Annotated in this window: 18 protein-coding genes and 3 tRNA genes; 12 read left to right on the top strand and 9 right to left on the bottom strand. The window is 31.4% G+C overall.

Annotated elements, in window-relative coordinates; all coding sequences use genetic code 11:
* Positions 1–6: 6 nt before the first annotated feature.
* Positions 7–2,121 carry a TonB-dependent receptor plug domain-containing protein gene (locus U0D62_RS22465; protein WP_322289606.1) on the bottom strand — a complete coding sequence of 705 codons (2,115 nt, stop codon included), beginning with the start codon at positions 2,119–2,121 and terminating at the stop codon, positions 7–9.
* Between the two features lie 109 nt (positions 2,122–2,230).
* On the opposite strand from U0D62_RS22465, the gene U0D62_RS22470 reads away from it, so the two are divergent.
* The 4 genes from U0D62_RS22470 to U0D62_RS22485 all read left to right on the top strand — a co-directional run bounded on the left by U0D62_RS22470 (position 2,231) and on the right by U0D62_RS22485 (position 7,423).
* A complete protein-coding gene (locus U0D62_RS22470) occupies positions 2,231–3,136 on the top strand; it encodes a DUF6607 family protein (protein WP_322289607.1) in 906 nt (301 codons plus the stop codon).
* 1 nt (position 3,137) lies between these two features.
* A complete protein-coding gene (locus U0D62_RS22475) occupies positions 3,138–4,634 on the top strand; it encodes an ankyrin repeat domain-containing protein (protein WP_322289608.1) in 1,497 nt (498 codons plus the stop codon).
* Between the two features lie 91 nt (positions 4,635–4,725).
* Positions 4,726–5,214, top strand: coding sequence for a DUF2271 domain-containing protein (locus U0D62_RS22480; RefSeq protein WP_322289609.1), 489 nt, complete (start codon positions 4,726–4,728; stop codon positions 5,212–5,214).
* Between the two features lie 10 nt (positions 5,215–5,224).
* Positions 5,225–7,423 carry a PepSY domain-containing protein gene (locus tag U0D62_RS22485; RefSeq protein ID WP_322289610.1) on the top strand — a complete coding sequence of 733 codons (2,199 nt, stop codon included), beginning with the start codon at positions 5,225–5,227 and terminating at the stop codon, positions 7,421–7,423.
* Positions 7,424–7,436: 13 nt separating this feature from the next.
* Here the strand turns inward: U0D62_RS22485 and U0D62_RS22490 are convergent, their stop codons facing one another.
* On the bottom strand, positions 7,437–8,324 hold the full coding sequence (locus tag U0D62_RS22490; RefSeq protein WP_322289611.1) for a LysR family transcriptional regulator: 888 nt from the start codon (positions 8,322–8,324) through the stop codon (positions 7,437–7,439).
* Between the two features lie 172 nt (positions 8,325–8,496).
* On the opposite strand from U0D62_RS22490, the gene U0D62_RS22495 reads away from it, so the two are divergent.
* Positions 8,497–9,375 (top strand): haloalkane dehalogenase, encoded by an 879-nt coding sequence (locus U0D62_RS22495; RefSeq protein ID WP_322289612.1) that lies wholly within the window; start codon positions 8,497–8,499, stop codon positions 9,373–9,375.
* Positions 9,376–10,034: 659 nt separating this feature from the next.
* Positions 10,035–10,301, top strand: a complete 267-nt coding sequence (locus U0D62_RS22500; protein WP_322289613.1) for a hypothetical protein — start codon at positions 10,035–10,037, stop codon at positions 10,299–10,301.
* A gap of 237 nt (positions 10,302–10,538) precedes the next feature.
* On the opposite strand, the gene U0D62_RS22505 is transcribed toward U0D62_RS22500, so the two are convergent.
* From U0D62_RS22505 to U0D62_RS22515, 3 genes are all read right to left on the bottom strand, one after another.
* The gene (locus U0D62_RS22505) at positions 10,539–11,009 is read right to left on the bottom strand and encodes a hypothetical protein (RefSeq protein ID WP_322289614.1); all 471 of its coding nucleotides are present in this window, start codon (positions 11,007–11,009) and stop codon (positions 10,539–10,541) included.
* Between the two features lie 272 nt (positions 11,010–11,281).
* A complete protein-coding gene (locus tag U0D62_RS22510) occupies positions 11,282–11,806 on the bottom strand; it encodes a hypothetical protein (protein WP_322289615.1) in 525 nt (174 codons plus the stop codon).
* 458 nt (positions 11,807–12,264) lie between these two features.
* Complete coding sequence (locus tag U0D62_RS22515; RefSeq protein ID WP_322289616.1) at positions 12,265–13,320, bottom strand: outer membrane beta-barrel protein; 1,056 nt, start codon at positions 13,318–13,320, stop codon at positions 12,265–12,267.
* A 28-nt stretch (positions 13,321–13,348) separates the two neighbouring features.
* Between U0D62_RS22515 and U0D62_RS22520 the strand changes: the two genes are divergently transcribed.
* Complete coding sequence (locus U0D62_RS22520) at positions 13,349–13,516, top strand: hypothetical protein (protein WP_322289617.1); 168 nt, start codon at positions 13,349–13,351, stop codon at positions 13,514–13,516.
* 186 nt (positions 13,517–13,702) lie between these two features.
* Here U0D62_RS22520 and U0D62_RS22525 read toward each other — a convergent pair whose 3' ends face one another.
* The 4 genes from U0D62_RS22525 to U0D62_RS22540 form a co-directional block, all read right to left on the bottom strand.
* Complete coding sequence (locus U0D62_RS22525; protein ID WP_322289618.1) at positions 13,703–15,070, bottom strand: beta-propeller fold lactonase family protein; 1,368 nt, start codon at positions 15,068–15,070, stop codon at positions 13,703–13,705.
* Between the two features lie 294 nt (positions 15,071–15,364).
* Positions 15,365–15,438, bottom strand: a tRNA-Arg gene (locus tag U0D62_RS22530).
* A gap of 55 nt (positions 15,439–15,493) precedes the next feature.
* A tRNA-Pro gene (locus U0D62_RS22535) sits at positions 15,494–15,568 on the bottom strand.
* A 35-nt stretch (positions 15,569–15,603) separates the two neighbouring features.
* Positions 15,604–15,687, bottom strand: a tRNA-Ser gene (locus tag U0D62_RS22540).
* Between the two features lie 279 nt (positions 15,688–15,966).
* Between U0D62_RS22540 and U0D62_RS22545 the strand changes: the two genes are divergently transcribed.
* From U0D62_RS22545 to U0D62_RS22565, 5 genes are all read left to right on the top strand, one after another.
* Positions 15,967–17,589 carry a hypothetical protein gene (locus U0D62_RS22545; protein WP_322289619.1) on the top strand — a complete coding sequence of 541 codons (1,623 nt, stop codon included), beginning with the start codon at positions 15,967–15,969 and terminating at the stop codon, positions 17,587–17,589.
* Positions 17,590–17,612: 23 nt separating this feature from the next.
* Complete coding sequence (locus tag U0D62_RS22550) at positions 17,613–18,083, top strand: hypothetical protein (RefSeq protein WP_322289620.1); 471 nt, start codon at positions 17,613–17,615, stop codon at positions 18,081–18,083.
* A 167-nt stretch (positions 18,084–18,250) separates the two neighbouring features.
* A complete protein-coding gene (locus U0D62_RS22555) occupies positions 18,251–18,688 on the top strand; it encodes a hypothetical protein (RefSeq protein WP_322289621.1) in 438 nt (145 codons plus the stop codon).
* Between the two features lie 595 nt (positions 18,689–19,283).
* Positions 19,284–20,090, top strand: coding sequence for a sensor histidine kinase (locus U0D62_RS22560; protein ID WP_322289622.1), 807 nt, complete (start codon positions 19,284–19,286; stop codon positions 20,088–20,090).
* Positions 20,087–20,761: a response regulator transcription factor gene (locus tag U0D62_RS22565; RefSeq protein WP_322289623.1), complete on the top strand. Its 675-nt coding sequence runs from the start codon at positions 20,087–20,089 to the stop codon at positions 20,759–20,761. The genes U0D62_RS22560 and U0D62_RS22565 overlap by 4 nt, the downstream gene beginning before the upstream one ends.
* Positions 20,762–20,828 lie beyond the last annotated feature (67 nt).

Here is a 20,828-nt window from a genome sequence, read left to right on the forward strand (position 1 = left end):
GTATAATTAAAATTTAATGTTTAGTTTTCCGTATAAAATGCGACCCGAAATGTTACTAATATTTTGAGGGTCGGTAAAGTCAAATAAATTGTCAACTCCCAAACCAAGTTGGTAGTTATCATAAAAGGTTTTATTAATGGCTAAATCCCAGATAGTATAGCTTTCTACAAAAGTGTCAAAGTCGTCTAGATAAGTATTTCCGTTAGTATCGAATAGACCAAATTTACTTCGATAAGTAGCTCTAAGGTTGGTATTAAGATTCCAATCAGGAATCGTATAAAACACTTTAAAATTGGCAAGGTGTCTGGATCTGTTATAAAGACCAAAATAATCTTCTTCAGTTAACTGAAATGAAGGTGAAGCTGGATTTTCTCTGGCAAATACTTCGCCATTTTCAAAAGCTTGCTCAGCTGTTTTATCCTTTGCATAAAGTAATTGATATCCTCCAGAAAGCGTTAATTGAGATGTTACTTTCCAATTCGTATTAAATTCTATTCCTTGCGTATATACTTCGTCTACATTAGTGTAACTAAATACGTTTTGTCCATTTGATTTTCTGGCTATTACCCTAGTATCTATAAGATTCGTAATATCATTTCTAAAAAGATTGACATTAAGTTTTAAAGCAGAAACAGGTTTGTAATCAATACCAAAGTTGTAGCTAATAGAACTTTCAGGCTTTAAAGCATCATTAAACTGTGCTATAATTGCAGGAAGATCATTTACAGTTTCATCTGTTAATTGTCCTTGATCAGCTAATTCTTGTAGTTGAGAAGGTACTGCATTATACCCTAAAACGGTATAACCAACGGTAGCATTTGTAAAGTCAAAATATAGTTGTCTGAAGTCTGGAGCTTTAAAACCATACCCAACAGAACCCTTTGCAGCTAATTTATCTGTGAATTCATATCGAAGTGCGATTTTTGGACTAAATTGAGATTCATATTCGCTGTGGTCGTCATATCTAAAACCAATAATAAGGTTTAAATTCTCTAATGGATAAGCATCATATTGCGCATATATATATGGAGAATTAAACTCGGGTTTTTCAAAAAAATCTGTTCTATCCAGAGTTTCTCGGGTTAAACCAATACCGCCAATGATAGCGTGTTTTTTATTATGTGTATAAGAAGCTCGAATTTCGGGGCGTAAAAATCGTTGATCAAAATCACTTTCAGAAAATCGACTGTTAGATGCTTCATCATTAAGAAACTCTTCTGCGATATATTGAGTCGTGTAAAATTCAAAATAAGTACTCCATTTCTGATTGAACTTATGATTAAATTTTAAATGCGCATTCCATTCATTAATAGAGCTTTCGCCTTTAAGAGTGGCAGATGCAATATTATCTTGCTCCTGAGTATAATAGCGGCCAGAAAGTAAAAGCTTAGTGTTTTCAGAAAAATCATAAGAGACCTTTGTTGTTAGTGTATAGTTACTAAAGGGCTCTACGGTATTAAGTTCATCATTATCAACCAAATCGTAACCATCGCTACTATACCTATTAAAAAAAGCATTGATACCTAATTTTTTCTTTTTGAAATTTAGATTGGTACTTAGATCTTGAGTATTAAAACTACCTGCTCGATGGCGAAGATTTCCTTTAAACCCTTCTTTAGGGTTCTCTGTTATAATATTAATAACTCCTCCCAGAGCTTCACTACCATATAGACTAGAAGAAGCTCCTTTAACTACTTCTATCTGTTTGATATTACCTACAGTAAGACGACTTAAATCTAACGTACCGGCAGATCTACCTACCAATGGCACACCATCGATTAAGATAAGTGTATATTGACTATCTAATCCTTGTAGTTGTATCCCTTCACCACCTCCAAAATCCGGAACAGTAATAAGCCCTGTCTGTTCGTTTAAGATATCGGTCAAGCGTACCGAATTGATGTTCTGAATCTCTTTTTTAGTTATAAGTTGTGCGGGTAAAGGAAGAGATGAGAGCTGTCTTTCTGTTCGAGTAGCAGTTAAGAAAACTTCATCTAATTGCGTGGTTTTGGTTGTATCTGCTCTATTTTCATTGAGATTGACTTCTTCAACTTGACTCAAACCTGATTTGAAAAAAAAGAAGAATATTAAAACACATAAAACCTGACTATCGTATTTCATATTGTTTAGAATGATTCTTAATAGTTCGCAAATATATAGATTAATTTTATTTAGAATAAATAAAAATAACTATTTTTGCTGCAAACTTTAAAATCAAAATCATTACGTAATGAAAACAACAATCTATAGTCTATTTGCTTTTTTAATATTGTGTTCAGTAAATGCACAGAATAAAAAGAAACAGGATGCAGAAGCCATAAAAAAGATGTGTGGCTGTTATGAAGTGACTTTCAACTTTGCAGAGACCTTTAATTATTCAAACGATTCTTTATACAAGCCTTCCAAAAATAAAACTGATAAAGGGCTAGAGTGGGCGCAATTGGTAATAGATGAGAAAGAAAAAGTATCTATTCAGCATATATTACAAGTTGGTAACCCCGCAAAACCACATATAGTGAAACATTGGAGGCAGGATTGGGTATATGAAAACCAGGATTTCTATATGTATGATGGTGATAATAATTGGAAATATGTACAAAAACCTAATGGAGATGTAAAAGGGCAGTGGACACAAAAAGTTTATCAGGTAGATGATAGTCCAAGATATGAAGGCTCTGCAAGTTGGGTTCATATAGATGGCAAAAGTTTTTGGGAAAATACTACTGATGCACCCTTACCACGTCGTGAGTATACTACCAGAAGTGATTATAATATAACGGTAAGAGGAAATCGCCATGAAATTACTCCAGAAGGCTGGGTTCATGATCAGGACAATGATAAAATAATTCGAGAAACAGGTAAAGAAGATATCATTGTAGCAAAAGAAAAAGGGTACAATATTTATAAACGAGTGGATGACAGTCGTTGTAAAGTTGCAGCAGATTGGTGGAAAGAAAATCAAGCCAAATGGGCAATCGTACGTACAAAATGGGACGAAGTGTTTGCTAGAAATAAAGACTTATCTCTTGAACAAAAAGTTGATAATAAAGCATTGTATAAACACCTTTTTACAGAGGATTATCAGGCAGAAGCAGATATAGATACTATTATAGAATCATTTGTTAAAAAACCTTAAGATGAAACAAATTAAAAATTTCATTTGGGTAGGTATTCTATTGATATATGTTCAAGTATCCGCCCAGGAAAATGTATTCTTAGATAGAGAATATTGGAAAGCAAATCCTACTATTGAGCAAATCAAAAAAGATATAACTGAAGGAAATGATCCAACAGAACTTAATAAGTTTGCGTTTGATGCAGTTTCTTATGCTTTAATAGAAAAAACAGATAATGAAACCATTAAGTTTCTGCTTACTAAAAAAGGAAATGGAGTCAATAAAAAGACTCATGATGGTCGTACTTATATATTTTGGGCTGCTTATCGTGACAATTTAGAAATAATGAAGTATCTCATTGATAAAGGAGCAAAAACTGATGTTATTGATAGTCACGGATATTCATTACTTAATTTTGCGGCTGTTACCGGTCAACAGAATACTAAACTATATGATTTCTGTATTGCGAATGGAGCCAATCCATTAACAGAAACTAATAATGATGGTGCCAATGCGCTTTTACTTGTAGCACCATTTTTACAAGACGATACACTGATTAATTATTTTGTTGATAAGGGTATTGATTTAAATAGTATAGATGATATAGGTAATGGTATTTTTAATTATGCCGCCAAAAAAGGAAGTAAAAAAGTACTTGAGTTACTTATAAAGAAAGGAGTAGCATATAAAAATTTGAATAAAGAAGGAGGTAACGCCTTTATTTTTGCAAGTCAAGGAACACGTAATAGTGCTAATTCTTTAGAAACATATAAATATTTGGAAACTTTAGGGCTTCAGCCAAACGTAAAGACAGACAAAGGGTTTACTCCCTTACACGCTTTGGCTTTTAAGAATACAGATTTAAATATATTTAAATATTTTATTGAAAAAGGAGTCGATGTTAATCAAGCTGATGATAAGGGTAATACTCCTTTTATGAATGCAGCGAACCGCAATGATATAAAAAGTGTTACTTTTCTTATTGATTATGTAAAAGATATCAATGTATCTGACAGAAAAGGTGTAACCTCGTTAATGAAAGCAACACAAAGAAATAATATTGAGGTAGTTCAATTATTATTAGGTAAAGGAGCTAATGCTCTGACAAAAGATAATGAAGGAAACTCTTTGGCATACTATACGTTGCAATCATATGATGCCAAAAAACCACAAGCATTTGAACAAAAACTAAGCCTACTAAAAGACAAAGGTGTTGATTTTGCTCAATCTCAAGCAGAAGGTAATACCTTATGGCATTTGGCGGTAAAAGAAAATAATGTCGAATTATTGAGAAAAATAGCAGAGTTAAAAGTACCGCTGAACCTTAAAAATGAAGAAGGAAATACTGCTTTACACATAGCAGCTATGAAAGCAACAGATGCAAAAGTATTAAAGTTTCTTCTCGATCAGGGAGCTGACAAAGATATCAAAACCCGTTTTGAAGAAACTGTTTTTGACCTGGCTAGCGAAAATGAATTATTACAAAAACAAAATATAGAGTTAAACTTCCTTCAATAAATAACCCATCACTAACCATCAAACCAAAATTAGGAAGTTAATAAACCTGTCTATTTTTATAGACAGGTTTTGATTTAAAAAAATAAAATAAATGAAAACAATTTTAAAATTATTTCCATTAACCGTGTTAACACTTTTTATGTTGTTAGCGTTTAATAAACCTTCAGAAACAACCAATGTAAAATGTATGATCCAGATGGTTAATTATACTGGTGAAGGTGCTTATGTCGTGGTTTCCCTTATTAATCCAAAAGGAGAATACGAGAAAACATTATACGTACAAGGAAAAGATAAGGAGTGGTATAGTGATATTACCCAATGGTGGAAGTTTTATGGTAAAAGGCGTCCAGATATTGATGCAATTTCAGGAGCAACCGTTGGTGGAGGTGAGCGTACTATAAGCATTGTTAAAATTCCAAGAGATAAGATTGATGCGGGATATGCTATTCGCTTTGAAACTGCTGTAGAAGATCAAGAATATTATGTAGATGACGTTCAGTTTGAGCTTACTTCAGAAAGTGTAAAAAGTAAAGTAGAAGGAAAAGGATTTATTCGTTATGTCCGTATGATGCCGCAATAAGATAATTAGTATGACTCTTTCGATTTGGAGGTACAGCCATCTTATATTGGCAGTATCATCGGCACTTTTTTTGATCGTTGCTTCGGTTACAGGAATTATTTTGGCCTTTGAACCTATTTCAGATTCAATGCAACCTTATGCAGTTGATGAAATAGAAAATGTATCTGTTGCGCAAACAATTTCTGCAGTAAAAAGTGAATATGAAGAGGCATTAGAGTTAAAAATTAATGCTCAGGATTTTGTAAGCGCTTCTGTAATAACCAAAGAGGGGAGTAGTGAAGATATTTATATTCATCCACTAACAGCAAAAAAACTCGGAGTTGTTAAAGAAAGATCGCCGGTTTTTAGTTTCACTACCAATTTGCATCGATCACTTTTTCTGAAAAGTACTGGGCGTTTTTTTGTAGGATTAGTATCATTACTTCTTTGTTTAATTGCTGTTACAGGGTTATTATTACTTATCCAGCGGCAGGGAGGTTTTTATAAGCTTTTTGCAAAAGTTAAAGAAACTAATTTTGAACAACGATACCACGTGATTTTAGGGAGATGGTTATTGATCCCTGTTATTATTATTGCTGTAACAGGGGTTTATCTTTCTGCAGAAAAATTTTCGTTACTGCCAGCAACCTCAATAGAACATAATTGGAATGCTACTTCATCTAAAGATTTAACGACATTACCTGTGTCAGATTTTGAAGTTTTTCAGAATCTTAAACTAAAAGATGTCAAAAATCTTGCTTTTCCTTTTTCAGAAGATGCCGAAGATTATTTTCAGGTATCCCTAAAAGATAAAGAACTTTTAGTACATCAATATACCGGTGAGATTATAAGTGAGGTTAACTATCCTTTTGTTGAATTGGCATCTCGTTTAAGTATGCAATTACATACAGGACAAGGAAGTGTTTTGTGGTCAATTGTACTATTAATAGCTACAGCAAGTATTCTATTCTTTATTTATTCGGGATTTGCGATGACCCTTAAAAGAAGAAAAAAGGTACAAGAAGTGTTGCCGATGCCTGATAAGGATGAATGTGAATATATTATTCTGGTAGGCTCAGAAACAGGGAACACGTATATTTTTGCAAAAGCTTTTCATAAAGCACTGATCAAATCAAAAAAGAGAGTTTTTCTTTCGTCTATTAATGAATATAGTACTTATAATAATGCAAAACATCTAATCATATTCACAGCTACTTATGGTGATGGGGATGCTCCTAACAACGCAAGAAATTTTGAAAAGCTTTTTTCTGATATTGATCCAATAAATCAATTGCAATTTTCTGTAGTTGGTTTTGGATCATTGTTATATCCTCACTATTGTCGATTTGCTATTACAGCAGATCAATTTTTAAATAACCACCCTGGATATACTTCTGATATGGTATTGACTAAGATCAATGAGCAATCTCAAGTCGCATTTAGAGATTGGGTGCATAAATGGGAAAAACAAGTAGGTGTTTCTGTACAATTAGATTTACAACAACCTTCAAAAAGAAAAGCAAAACAAAGAACTTTTAAAGTATCTGAACGAACTGAACTCAATGTGGATGATACTTTCTTGTTTAAATTACAGCCTAATAAAAATGTAAAATTTCAATCAGGAGATTTAATAGAAATTATCCCAAAAAATGAAGAACGTGAACGACAATATTCTATAGCCAAACAGGGAAATGAGATTTTATTAAGTATAAAAAAACACAAAAATGGAGCGTGTTCTTCTTACTTAAATAACCTCAAAATTGGAGAAGAAATATCAGGAACTATTCAGAGAAATTTTGAGTTTCATTTTCCAAAAAATGCATCATCTGTCCTTCTGATTTCTAATGGTACAGGGATTGCACCATTTTTGGGAATGATTAAGGAGAATAAAAATAATATCCCTGTTCATCTATTTTGGGGAGGTCGAACCCAAAATTCTTTTGAACTATATAAAGAACAGATTGAAGGAGCCTTTTCTCAAAAGAATATTGATGAATATTATATTGCATATTCTAGAGAAGAAACTAAGCAATATGTACAAGATTTACTTTTAAAAAAGGAAACATTAGTTATTGAAACTTTAAATCAAGGAGGTGTTATTATGATTTGTGGATCATTAGCGATGCAACATGGTGTATTAGATATTCTTGAAACTATTGTAAAAGAACGATTAAAACAACCTTTAAGTGATTTTGAAAATAGTGAACAATTGGTGATGGATTGTTATTAAGAAACTATCTTTTTTATTTATTGAAAATAAATTTTACTTGATCAATAAATCCTAGTTCTACTTCTGAAATTTCATTTAAACTAGCTAAATACCATTCTCGAATACCTCTTTTTGATTTTAATGGGATTGTTGTTAGTTGTCCATCTTGTAAAAAGGGTTGAACAGACCATTTGGCCATAATCGATATTCCTAGGTTGGCACGGACCAATTGAATAATAGCTTCTGTTAATTGTACTTTCTGTATAGAGTTAACAAATCCTTTGTTTTGTTGTAAGATATGGTTTAATACATAATTTTTTTCTTCAGATATATCATAAAGAATAAGGTTTTGTTCTTTGAGATTAGATAAATCTATAGTGTTATTTTGTAGTAAATCATTCTCTTTTGATAAAACGACCACCATTTCATCTTGAACCAGAGGTCTAAAATGAATAGATGGGTGATCGATGACAGAGCTTACAATAGCCAGATCAATTTTACCTTCAGTCAAATAAATTAGAGGGTCTTTGGTAGCTTCGATTACAATTTCAATACTAACATCATTATTCTCTTTTTTATACTCTTGTATTACATTTGGTAACCAATGATATGTGGTATAACATTCTGTACTTAAACGAATAACTCGCTTTTTACCATTTTTAATTTGTTCTATTTTATTATTGAGCTGAGCAAAAGATGCCAACATCTCTTCTGATGTATTAAAAAGAACTTGCCCTGCTTCTGTAAGTAGCAATTTCTTATTCATCCGATTGAATACCTTGATGCCTATTTCCTCTTCCATTTTTTTAAGTTGATGACTTAATGCAGGTTGAGATAGGAAAAGTTTTTCTGCTGCTTTGGTAACAGAGCCTTCTTTCACAATTACGTTAACCAGTTTTAAATTTTTAAGAGATATATTCATTTTTTTTATGATATGTATAAAAACAATTCATTTTTTTTATAATACAAATGTATATAGCTTTGTCCAATAAATAAAATGAAGACGTAAAAAATAATTCATGTATACCTCTAATAATAAAATCAAATTCTTATTACCAACGCTTTTTATAATATTAACTTTTAACATAACACTTATGGCTCAAAAAGATCAACAATTTACATCAACATATCATGAAGTATTAGGCAGTAAAATGCATGTACTTTCTAATGAAGAAGGGGATGGCAATCCTATTCTTTTTTTACACGGTAATCCATCGAACAGTTATCTATGGAGAAATATAGCACCTCAAGTATTGAATATGGGACATCCGGTTTATATTCCCGATCTAATAGGGATGGGTAAATCAGATAAACCTGATATTGATTATACGTATTTAGAACAATATGAATACCTGGAGACTTTAATTGATCAACTAGAGCTCAAAAATATTACGTTGGTAATACATGATTGGGGATCTGGCCTTGGATTTAATTATTTTGCTAATCATCCTGAAAATGTAAAAGCAATTGCTTTTATGGAAGGTATTATACAAGACATAGGTACATATTTTGATGAAGATACTCAAGCATTTTTCAAAAAATTACGAGGAAAAGATGGTTGGAAAATGATTGCAGAAGATAATATCTTTCTAAATGATGTTTTACCAACTTGGGTGGTAAGAGGATTAACAGAAGAAGAATTAACAGCGTATAAAGCTCCTTTTCAAACAGTAGAGAGTAGAAAACCTATTTGGAAATTTGTTTCGCAGGTACCATTTCACGGAAAACCAGAATTAACATCAGCAATTGTAAAGAATTATAGAGAAAAATTACAGGAATCTAATATCCCAAAACTTTTTTTCTATGCAGAACCAGGAGCTTTTATGCCAGAACCAGTGAGAAATTGGATTATCGAGAATATTCCTAATTTAGAAGTTGTAAATATTGGTAAAGGAACACATTTTATCCAGGAAGACAACCCAGAACTAATAGGTTCAAAACTTAAAGAATGGGTTGCTAAGTTAGACAAATAAAAAGCATTCTGAGATATAGTATCATTTTATGAATAAGTAAATAAAAGCCACCTAAAACAGGTGGTTTTTTCATGGTACAAAACTTAGATATATACTTTGAGTATCCATTTAGTAAATATTCCTACAATTGGTTTCAAAAACTTAGGTTAAACTTTATTAAATTTTTAATAAAAGTTTGAAATTTCCCTGTTTTATTAATTCTTTTGCACGCTTTTAAAATCAATAACAAAGTCAACCCCAAAGGCTTTGAACTGTTTTTATTAGATTTATTAGTTCTCTAAGAAAGCCCATTTATAAATGGGCTTTTTCTTTTTTATGAATTCTTAACAAATACATGGATTACAATTGAAAATCGTGTGTTAAATAAGAAAGCTCACATTTCTGTGAGCTTTTTTCAAGTGGCAATTAAATTGGAAAAACATACTTTTAAAAATCCAAAACTGCTGTTAATTCCAATTACATATAAAGGAACAAATTTTATTTCGGGAATTTTCCCTTTCTGAGTAATATTAATATAATATTAACCTAAATCTGCAATTTTCTAACAGGATTTAGTATAAAACCCAATTTTTGATAAAAAGCCCTTAAAATTATGGGTGAAGACCCGCAAGTAAAATCCATAATTATTCTATAACTTTATATGGAAAGCTTCCAAACGAATGAAGATAACACAAAACATATTAGAGGAAATAATCAATATTGCTATGATCAAAGGCTATTTAGAAGTAGTGGATCAAAGAAAGAATGTTCTTACATTAAAAGATGGCATCTTTACTTATAATGGTGAATATCAATCTAAATCAATAGAAGCAATTAGATTTTATTTCTTAGAAGCTTTTAAGTTATCTCGTAATGTAACAATTAATAAAAAGAAATATCAAAGAGAGCGCTCAGATTGGAGGATATCCAAAAAAAATATTGACTAACCATAACAATGTAACCATTGTTCAATTTTTTTTTAATCCAAAAGAAGTAATAACCAACCTTATAACACTTCAGATATACCTACCAAGTTCTTCGCAGTAACTTCCACTATTATAGAACATAATCTGAGCGCTTTTTTTGTCTCTTAGTTAGATTATAATTTCCTGATTATTAGTGGTAAATTACTATAAAATAGGATCCTTCTTTTAATAAATGTAGCTAGGGAAATTTATAACAACCTAATTAATATTATTTTGTTTTTTTCCAAACACTTTATTTACCTTCCTTTTTGTCAACCAGTTAGAATACCATATCATTTCTCCGTTTTTGGTTATAGAATATCCAAACCTAAAAAGAACTACTCCTAATTCTTTTGAGTAATCTAACCACACATACCCACTCGGTATTTCTAGAATAACAGGTTCTTCTTGAGGAGTTTTAAACCCTTCTAGAATTGTATGGTACAAGGTGTCAAAAGCATGATCTATATCTTCAAAACTGAAGAATTTATGATCTTTAATGTCATTGTATTTTGCATCCTGATAAGTAACATAATATGTGTTTTCAGATTTATGAATTGAAACTAAAAACCAACCTAAATTAGAAACTTTTCCTATCAATTCTTTATTTACGGTTTCTACTTTTTTGATTTGACCAAAGGAACTTATACTAACCAGTAAACAAGCAAGGAATAATGTTATTTTTTTCATGTGAATATATTTAGAATAATTGATTAATAAGAGAAACTTGTGTTATTGGTTTTATAGCATCAATAATTACGCCGAATTAATTGGTTGTTGATTGATTTTTAGCTAGTTAAGACGGTTTGTTTGAAAAACAAAATTGAGAAAGGTGATAAAACAACAAAACCTCCGTATTTACAGAGGTTCTTGTGTTGTGATCAAAACAGTATTCGAATCTATGATTATGATTTGGATATACATTGTTTATTAATAAAATTTATATAACCTAAAATAACTTATTAAACATCTATGGTTCCGTGTCCGGATGATTTACCGATACCAAGACCCGCAGCTGGTCCTGTAAACATCCCCAAAAATTTCCCTTTTTCACTGTAAATAGTTAATACGCAAACGCCTGCTGCACCTGCTACTGTTCCTACTTCAAACTTACATTTCTTAGGTAATTCAAATGATGATACTTCAAAACCGCCTACAACCGTAGTTACTACTCCACCAATAAAGAATCCAACACCACTTCCATTTATTCGGGCTGTAGGTACGCCAAAATCCCTCGGAGAGGTCATGGATAAATCACAATTCATTCCCCACCAGATAAAACCACCTGTTTCTAGTGCTCCAAATGCTCCATAATCACCTGAAGATTTATTTTGAAGATTGGTATTCTCTTTGAATATCTGACTGTCTGCAGATGCTGATTTAATTTGTTTGATTAATTCATCTCGCTGTTGTTGATGAATTTTAATCAATTCTTGGTTAGAGTAATCCTTAACTACTTTTGTTTTTTCTTTTGTTTTAGTTGACATTTTTCTTCAATTTTATTTACTCTTACTCAATTATAGGTTTTTCAGAATCCACCTTTAATATCAAAAAATATGCAGGACAACTGCTTTAGTTTTTGATTCTAAGAATAAAGTTATGGATGGGCAGAGATTAATAATATTACATCTTATATCATCGAGATAAACTTATAATAACAAGAAACCTTATTGATTTTATATTGATTTTGTTTTCTAATTATAGATTATTGAAGTATTTGTTTTTTTAAGAAATTTTAGAAGAAATGGAAATCTCTTAAAACCAAGAAGCCTTACAAAAGTAAGGCTTCTTGGTAGCTCAAAGCGGTTGAAACTTAATTTTTTCAATAGACCTCTTGTAGAAATAAGTACTTGTTTTAAAGAAAATGAACTTTTGTTGATTAGAATCTATTGTTATTTATTTTAATATCACTTTTCCAGGGTCAATTTTGATTCCACATCTTTATTTACAATTTATATATTGCAGCGATAACTATTGAAACTAAGAAGTTTCGTGGTTGTCCATCATCATCAAAAAAACTATCCTCACTAGTTCTATCCAGTCGTATTTCAGGTTTAAGGCTTAAATCTCCTATATTATAATTTCCTGTAAGTGTGATATCAAATACATTTGCATTACCATTTTGATCATAAACCCCAATAAGACCAGCTCCTTCTTCTTGTTCAACAAAATATTCAGCACGCAGACCTAATTGAATTTCTTTAGAAAAAGTATACTTAGGATACAATGCTACACCATAAAAGTTTGATTCTTCGGTAGTTTTATATGTCGAATTAAGACCAATAAAGAAGTTTTCAGAAAATTGATGGCCAGTAGTAAGATCAATTTGAAATGTTCTGTTAGAGTTATTTCTTTGTCTACCATAAAGTATATTCAGAAAAACGTTTTTATAACCTGCTTGCAGTCCTGTTGTATAGTTATTAGATACATTAAATTCTGTTTCATCGGTACTGTTAAACACACCTAGCATGAAACTCCAATCTTTGTTATATTGATAATCTAATTTAATTCCTGTATGCGAAAAAGGACCACCAGAAAACATATAAGAGGTACTATAATTAAAATTTGTCACGGGAGAAATCAATTCATAACCTAAATAGGTATTAAAATTCCCAAAGGTTATTTTTGCTTTTTTATTAATATTCCAGTAAATAAATAATTGATTAATGATATTTGAACTTCCTTCTGGTCTGAGTTCTCTTGAAAGAAATACGGCATCTTCACCTCTGGGACCAAATACAAGATCTACAACTCCTCCTACTTTTGAAGTTTGATAATTCAAAGCCAGATTTACAAACCCTAAAGCAAAACCATTCAGATTTGCAAAAGCGGTATTAGGAGCAATCCCTTCTTCGTTAAGAGCATCAAAATTTTGTCTAAAGTATACATCTAAACTTCCAGAAAGTTCCAGGTTCTTTTTAATTGATTCAATAACTGATTCTTGGGCGTTTCCGAAAAGCGTTATGAACGTAAAGATTATTATTACTAATATTTTTTTCATTATTGAATTTTAGGATAAAAGTGGCCTTATGAAAACCACACAGATTTTTTTATTATTGACAACCAAAACAAGTTTTGAAAAACAATTATTTCTTTCTCTAGAGGAGATAAGTAATTTACTTTCTCAGAGAATTATTGCGATAAGAAGAAATACAATTCATTATGATCACTTTGATCTGTATCTAAAGCTACCATAACCAATAGATCCCCTGATTTTTAGTAGTAGCATCAGGGAATCTTATAGATTGTAAGTTTAATTCTGATAAAAATAAAACAGAGCAGTATAAAAAGAAATTTTGTTTTGAATCTCTTAAAAAATCTTGATGGTTACACTGTTATTAGATTTACCGACCAACGACTTCTTGTTGCCGTTGATGTAATAGTTATATTACGATTAACCCATAGGCGCCTACCATTGGTAAATCAGAAGAAGTGAACATTCCAACTTCCTCCAGGTCCCCATTTGATTTAACCTTGAATACCATAACAGCTCCTCGGTTACCTATAAGCTGATTTAAGTACTTTCCGTCCGCACTAATATAGGTATCACTAAAAAATAGATCTTCACTTTTCTTTTTAAATGCTTTTTCATTTCGTAAGGTAAGTGATCCATTTCCTCCAATAGTATATGAAGTTATAGAACTTGAAAGTGCATTTGAAGCCCAGAGTGTATTTCCGTCAGGAGATATTTCTACCCAACAGTTTGCAATCTGTCCACCTTCTTTAGAAGTTCCTGTCATTACATCACCTGATATCATTTTAATTTGCCCTGATTTATCGATCACATATGAAGAAGTTGATCCTGTTTGCCAGGAATATTTTGGAGACTGTGGTACCTTGTTTGGATCTGGGCGTAACATTCCTTTATTATTTAAAAAACGAGCCTCAGAAACAAGTACAGTAGTATTTGTTCCTTTTTTTACCAAATCAAATCCAACAGGAATAGGTAACCATCTATCATTAGAAGCATCGTGTGGCGAAGACACCATAGATATTGGTTTATCTGTTAAGCTTCCGTTGTTTTGTACTCCATAAACTTTTACAAGTCCAGATACAAGTTCTGCTACCACAAGAAATTTACCATCCTCGGTAAATGCAATACACGTAGGTCTTGCTCTCAAATCTCTAAGACTATTCGAAATAGATGTTAGTTTTCCGTTACTATCAACTTTATATCCTAAGATATTCCCGCTAAAAGGAGGTGTAGATACAGATCCAGAGCTAGCTACGTAAACAAAACTGCCATGTGATGCAATACTCACAGGGTGAATATCCCCAGCTTTAACCACATTATTTATAGTAAGACTCTTATCTCTATTTATTTTAAGAGAACTTACTGTCCCGTCTCCAGAATTGACAACAAGAAGGTTTTTATTATCTGGTGTTTTGAAAACGCCGTAAGCTGAAATGAGTGGATCGACACCATCTGCCAAAGGTTCTGTATAATCATAGCCTCCATCAAAGATCTCTATATTACCAGTTCCTTTACCTCCTGTAGGATACTCTCCTATAGATGTAAGGGTTCCATCGTTTTTTTGAGCAAAAGCCACTATACTGTTGCCGCTTGTTTTATTAGAAGCAACATAAATTGTTTCTCTAGAAGCTGGTACAATGTTTTCTGAATTTACTTTTGTTTTAATCGCAGTTTTGGCTTTCTGATCAGTTGCAGAATTAGCTTTATCACAAGCGGTAAGTCCTGTTAGTGCTATTGCCAATGTTGGCAATAATAATTTTTTGATGTAATTATTCATTTTAATGGTTGTTATAATTTATTAATTCATCTAAAAAATTTCGTTGATGTTTGACTTGAGAAAATCAAATTTTCAAACTGAAATTTTGCTAAAATTATTATATGAGGGATATAAGCGCTTGGACATAATTCCTTATAATTGAGCCTTATGTTTTAAAATACAGATGATCTTTTAATAAAATTAAACCAATAAAGAAAAAATCGAAGGAATAATACTTGGAGAGAAAATTAGTATGTTATAGCGATAGAATTATTTATATAAAACAAAAAAGCCTTACAAAAGTAAGGCTTCTCGTGATCGCGACAGGATTCGAACCTGTGACCGTCTGCTTAGAAGGCAGATGCTCTATCCAGCTGAGCTACGCGACCAATATGTATTTTTTTGTCGGGTTTATCCAACAATATTTATCAAAGATAAATAAAGTCGGGGTGGCAGGATTCGAACCTGCGACCTCCGCGTCCCAAACGCGGCGCGATAACCGGGCTACGCTACACCCCGAATTGAATTTTAAAAATAAAATTCTCAAAAAAAAGCGGAGAGACTGGGATTCGAACCCAGGCAACACTTACGCGTTGACAGATTAGCAATCTGCTCCATTACCACTCTGGCACCTCTCCTAAAAAATTGTTATGAACGTTGCACTACTGTTTCAAATGCGGATGCAAATGTAGCTTTTATGAGAGTACAATGCAACATTTTTTTTGCATTATTTTTGATTTAAATAAACCTTTATTTTAAAAACTTGAAAATCAGTTTTTTCAAGAAGCAATATTCTTTATATTTTTTTCAATAAACTATCAATATACTATAACAATACTTTTGATTCTTTAGAGTTTCATCAGTGTTTAAGATAAGAGTTTTATATTTGTTATATCTTGACCTAAATTAATATCGTTATGAGTATTGTCCAGAACTTTAATAAAAAGTATACCCAGTCACTTTTTTTATGCTTCTTCTTAATCAGTAGTTATGTTTTTGCTCAAAAACCGGTTCTACTGGATGATTTTACATTTAAAATAGGAGAAAAATATAAGAGAATAAAAAGTCTCAATACATATTATGTTGCTTCTGGAGATAGATTCCTTTCTGTAAAAAAAGGAAGAAATAGTATGACCGTTCAGCGTTATGCACTTAAGGATCTTAAGGAAAATGTAAAGCTAAGGCAGGTAATAGAGGATAAAGGAGATTTTCAAACAGTCATGAAACTTGGTAATAAGGCTGTGGTTTTTTATACGATAAGAGATAAGGCTTTTGCTCAAAAATTATCACTCACAGGTATTGTTGCAGAAAAACCTATTCAGTTAGCATTTGATAAGGAGAATATTGATAACGATTTTAGTTTTAAAAGTACCTATGGTTTTGATGCCGGTGGAAGAATCAACAAATTTGCTTTTAAAAAATCACCTGATGGTACAAAGCTATTAGTACTGTATAGAATACAAACTGCACAGGATAAAGCAGATAAAATAGGGATTTTGGTATATGACACTTCGTTAAAATTAATCTGGAGAAGAAAAGTAACCTTGCCATATACTACTAATAAAATTGAAAATGAAGATTTTACCATTGATAATGCTGGAGACTTTTATATGACAGCTTCTGTATTTAATGGGGATTCTTCAGATAAGGATAAAATTAAATCAAGTTATAGAACTGAGGTTTTTAAAATTAAAGAAAACCCTAAGGAGATTATTAAAAGTAAAATCGATATCTCTGGTAAATCTATTACCAATGCAATTATAAATGTTACCTCTTCCGGCGTTATTAAAATATCAGGATTCTATAGCAATAATGATAATAAAGAAGAAACTTCAGGAGTTTTTTCGGCTTCATTAGATGAAACAGGTGTTGTTAACAATACGGTAAAAAGTGATTTTCCTTCTGATGTAATGGAACAATATGTGTTAAAAAGAGAAGAGCGAGTAAATGAAGGAACACAGCGTGAAGACGATAAAAAAGATCTTGAAGATTTAAAAGTTAATAATGTGGTGTTTAATGGTGATGGTAGCTCTGTTATTTTTGGAGAGCAACGATATGCAGAATCATTTACTACTTCAAGTTCTTCTGGATCAAGAACAACATACAAATATTACTACAGAGATATTTTTGCTATTAAGTTATCAACTCAAGGAAATGTAGATTGGATGCACAAATTGCCTAAGTTTCAAATGGGAACTCAAGGAAAACGAAGTATGTCCTATTTTAATTTTAGAAATCAAGGAAAACACTATCTATTTTATATAGATGATTTTACCAATCTTAAAAGAACATTAGATGAATTTCCAACTCGTTACTTTGATGGTAAAAAAGAGTTTATTTATTTAACATCGTATGTTATTAACGATGCAACTGGAGAAGTAACCAAAGAACCTATACTTACCGGGAGTGATATTCGTAATGCCAGATTAGATGTTATGGAGTTAAGTAAATACGGCACTTTACCTAATAAAGATATGATCTTTGAAGCCTATGATGGTAAAAAGAATAATTTATTACTGAAAATATCGTTAGCCAAATAATATCAACTGCTTAAAAAATATTCATGAGATTATTTCTATTTACTATTCTATGTTTCGTTTATACGTTACCAGAAATAGATATTAATGATATTCGAACTTCTTTCAAGCATTCTCATGAATCAGAGGTACAAGCAGAGCAGTTTTATGAAATAACGGAAAAAGCTGTTAAAGAAGAAAAGGCTATATATACTGCTTATCACGGAGCGGCATTGACTCTTAAAGCTGCTCATTGTAATTTTTTTAGTAAACTATCTTATTTTAAAAAAGGAAAAAAGCTTGTAGAAAAAGCGATAGAAGAGGAGCCGGATAATATAGAAATACGAATGATCCGACTTTGTATACAGTATAATGTTCCTAAAATTTTGGGATATTATAAAGAGATCGAATCTGATAAAGATTTTATTCTTACTCATGTAGATCAAATCAATTCTCCCGATTTAAAAAAATACATAGAAGGGTTTATTGTAGATTCTGAAATATTTTCTGAGAAGTGATTTGTTACTTTTATACTCCATTCTTCTAGTCTAAACCTCTTTATTAATACTACATTTTCATTTTTTAACTTACCGGGAATAAACCGTGAAATTTTGGTTTTTTTTTGAGCATGTTTGAGGATTTATCCTAACTTTAGGCATTACTAATTAAAAAACCGAATACCACAATGAATTCTGATAACGAAAACACGGTCACTGAACAGCAAGCTATAGATTGGACTACAGCCTGGAGAGAACAATGCCCCGAAAATTGTAGAGCCTTTTTAATCCCTGGTGTAGATCTTGTAGAAGTCTTACATGAAATAGGAGTTTTAGGAAAGAAAGCCGCTAAAAAAGCAAAGAAAAAAGCAAATAAACTAGATGCTCAAGTAAGAGGATATATGGCTATTGGAGCAGAAGATCCAAATGATAAGCCTGAAGAAAAAATTCTTATCGTAGGAACAGAAAAAGTTGATGGTATCTATAGAGATATAATCAATGGTAAAATTGATGGTGGTGCTACTGAAGCTACAATTAATGTAGGAGGTGTAGAGAGTAGTGGGATTTATGATTTTACGTTACCATGTCCAAGGGAATGTGACCCTAATAGTCCTTTAAATTCATGAGATTTACTATCATTTTAAGCATGTTAGGAACTTGTTTCCTATTGATAAATATAATTGTATTCTTAAAAAGCTTTACTCGAGAGAGTAAGGCTTTTAAGTTTTTCACTATTTATCTCTTTAGCATGTTTTTAGTGCAAACTGTGATGACCTATTTTGTGGTTGTCCTCAATAAACCAAATCTATTTTTATCACACTTTTATTTATTTTTTCAATTCATATTTTTAAGCTTTTTCTATCGCTATTTATTGAAAAGTAAAATCGTAATTTATGTTTTGATAATAATTTTGGGACTACTAAGTATTCAATATATAAGAGATACTGAAATATTTCATCAATATAATTCAATAGGTATAAGTCTTACTCATAGCTTATTAATAATTTATTCAATAATATATTTTTTTAAATCACTTAAATTAGAAACACCTCATTTTTTAATAGTAAACGTAGGTGTTCTTATTTATCTTGTTTGCAGTACATTAGTTTTTGCGGCAGGTAATTTATCATTAAATTTGAATATTCCAACGTATGCTTATAGGGTGCTAACTTATGTTAATCTAGTTTTGTATTTGATTTTCCAAACCCTGATCTTTGTTGAATGGAGAAAGAATTACTACAAGAAGACGCTCAGATCATCGTGATTATTTTGATTGCTATAATGATCTTGTTACTAATGTCAGGAGCATTGGTGCTGTTTTTTTTCTTTTCCAGAAAAAAAATAGTAGCTACTGAGTTAGAAAAAGCAAATCTTGAGATTTCGTATCAAAAGGATTTGTTATATGCTACCATAGAAACACAAGAAGAAGAGCGTAAACGTATAGCACAAGACATACATGATGCAATTAGTGCAAAACTCAATGTGGTAAGTCTTAGTACTAATGTGCTTATAGATGGTAAATTAGATAAGAAAGAAGAAGCACATACGCTACAACACATATTAAATGTAACCACAGGTACTTTAGAAAGTTCAAGGAGATTGGCGCATAACTTATTACCTCCTATATTAGAAAATTTTGGTTTACAAGCGGCGATAGAAGAACTTTGTGATGAGTTTATAAATAGTAAAAAAGTAAGTGTAGGATATAAGATTGAGTATAAAGAATTCTTATCAAAAAGCAATGAATTACATTTATTTAGAATTATACAAGAATTATTAAACAATTCGGTTAGGCATGGAGAAGCAAAAACAGTAACTTTAACAATAAAATCGCACGAACAACAACTAAAAATTAATTATACAGATGACGGAAAAGGATTTGATCAACAAGTAGTAGAAAAAAAGAAGGGAATTGGCCTTAAAAATATAGAAAGTAGAGTAGATATACTCGATGGGGAACTTTCTTATCACAGTGAGGTCGGTAAAGGAGCATTTTTTAATATTATGATCAAAAATCAAGACAAATGAGCAAAGATATTATAAGGTTGGCAATTGCGGATGATGAAACATTATTTCGACAAGGAATATCTTTTATTCTGGATAAAGAAACCAACATAGACATCTGTATACAGGCGGAGAATGGAAATGATCTTATTAAACAATTAGAAGCAACGAGAGAGCTTCCAGAGATTATTTTAATGGATCTTAAAATGCCAGATCTTAATGGAGTAGAAGCAACAAAAATTATTCATAAAAGATTTCCGGATATAAAGATTATCGCACTAACCAGTTATTATTCTAAACCTTTTATCACTAATATGCTTAATCAGGGAGCAGTGGCTTATCTTGCTAAAAATGCAACTCCAACAAAGGTTATAGAAACGATAAATCAGGTAGCCTTAAAAGGGTTCTATTATGATGAAAACATGATAGAAATTATTGAAGAAGCTTCAATAAATACATTTAAGAAAAATAAGTATGATGATGAAGAGTACTTAACAAGAAGAGAACGTGAAGTCTTAAAATTAATATGTGAACAAAAAACTACTTCTGAAATTGCCGAACAATTATTTATTAGCCCTAGAACGGTCGAAGGGCATCGTAATAACCTATTAATGAAAACAGGTTCTAAAAATATAGCGGGACTAGTTATTCACGCAATAGAACATCAGATATATGTTCGTAATGCCAAATTATAAGTTCCTGAAACTTATAAAAAAGGGTGTTGTAAAAAATAAAATAGGACAATAGTTTGGTGAAGGTTAT

This window comes from Aquimarina callyspongiae, from assembly GCF_034322225.1.
Classification (GTDB): Bacteria; Bacteroidota; Bacteroidia; order Flavobacteriales; family Flavobacteriaceae; genus Aquimarina.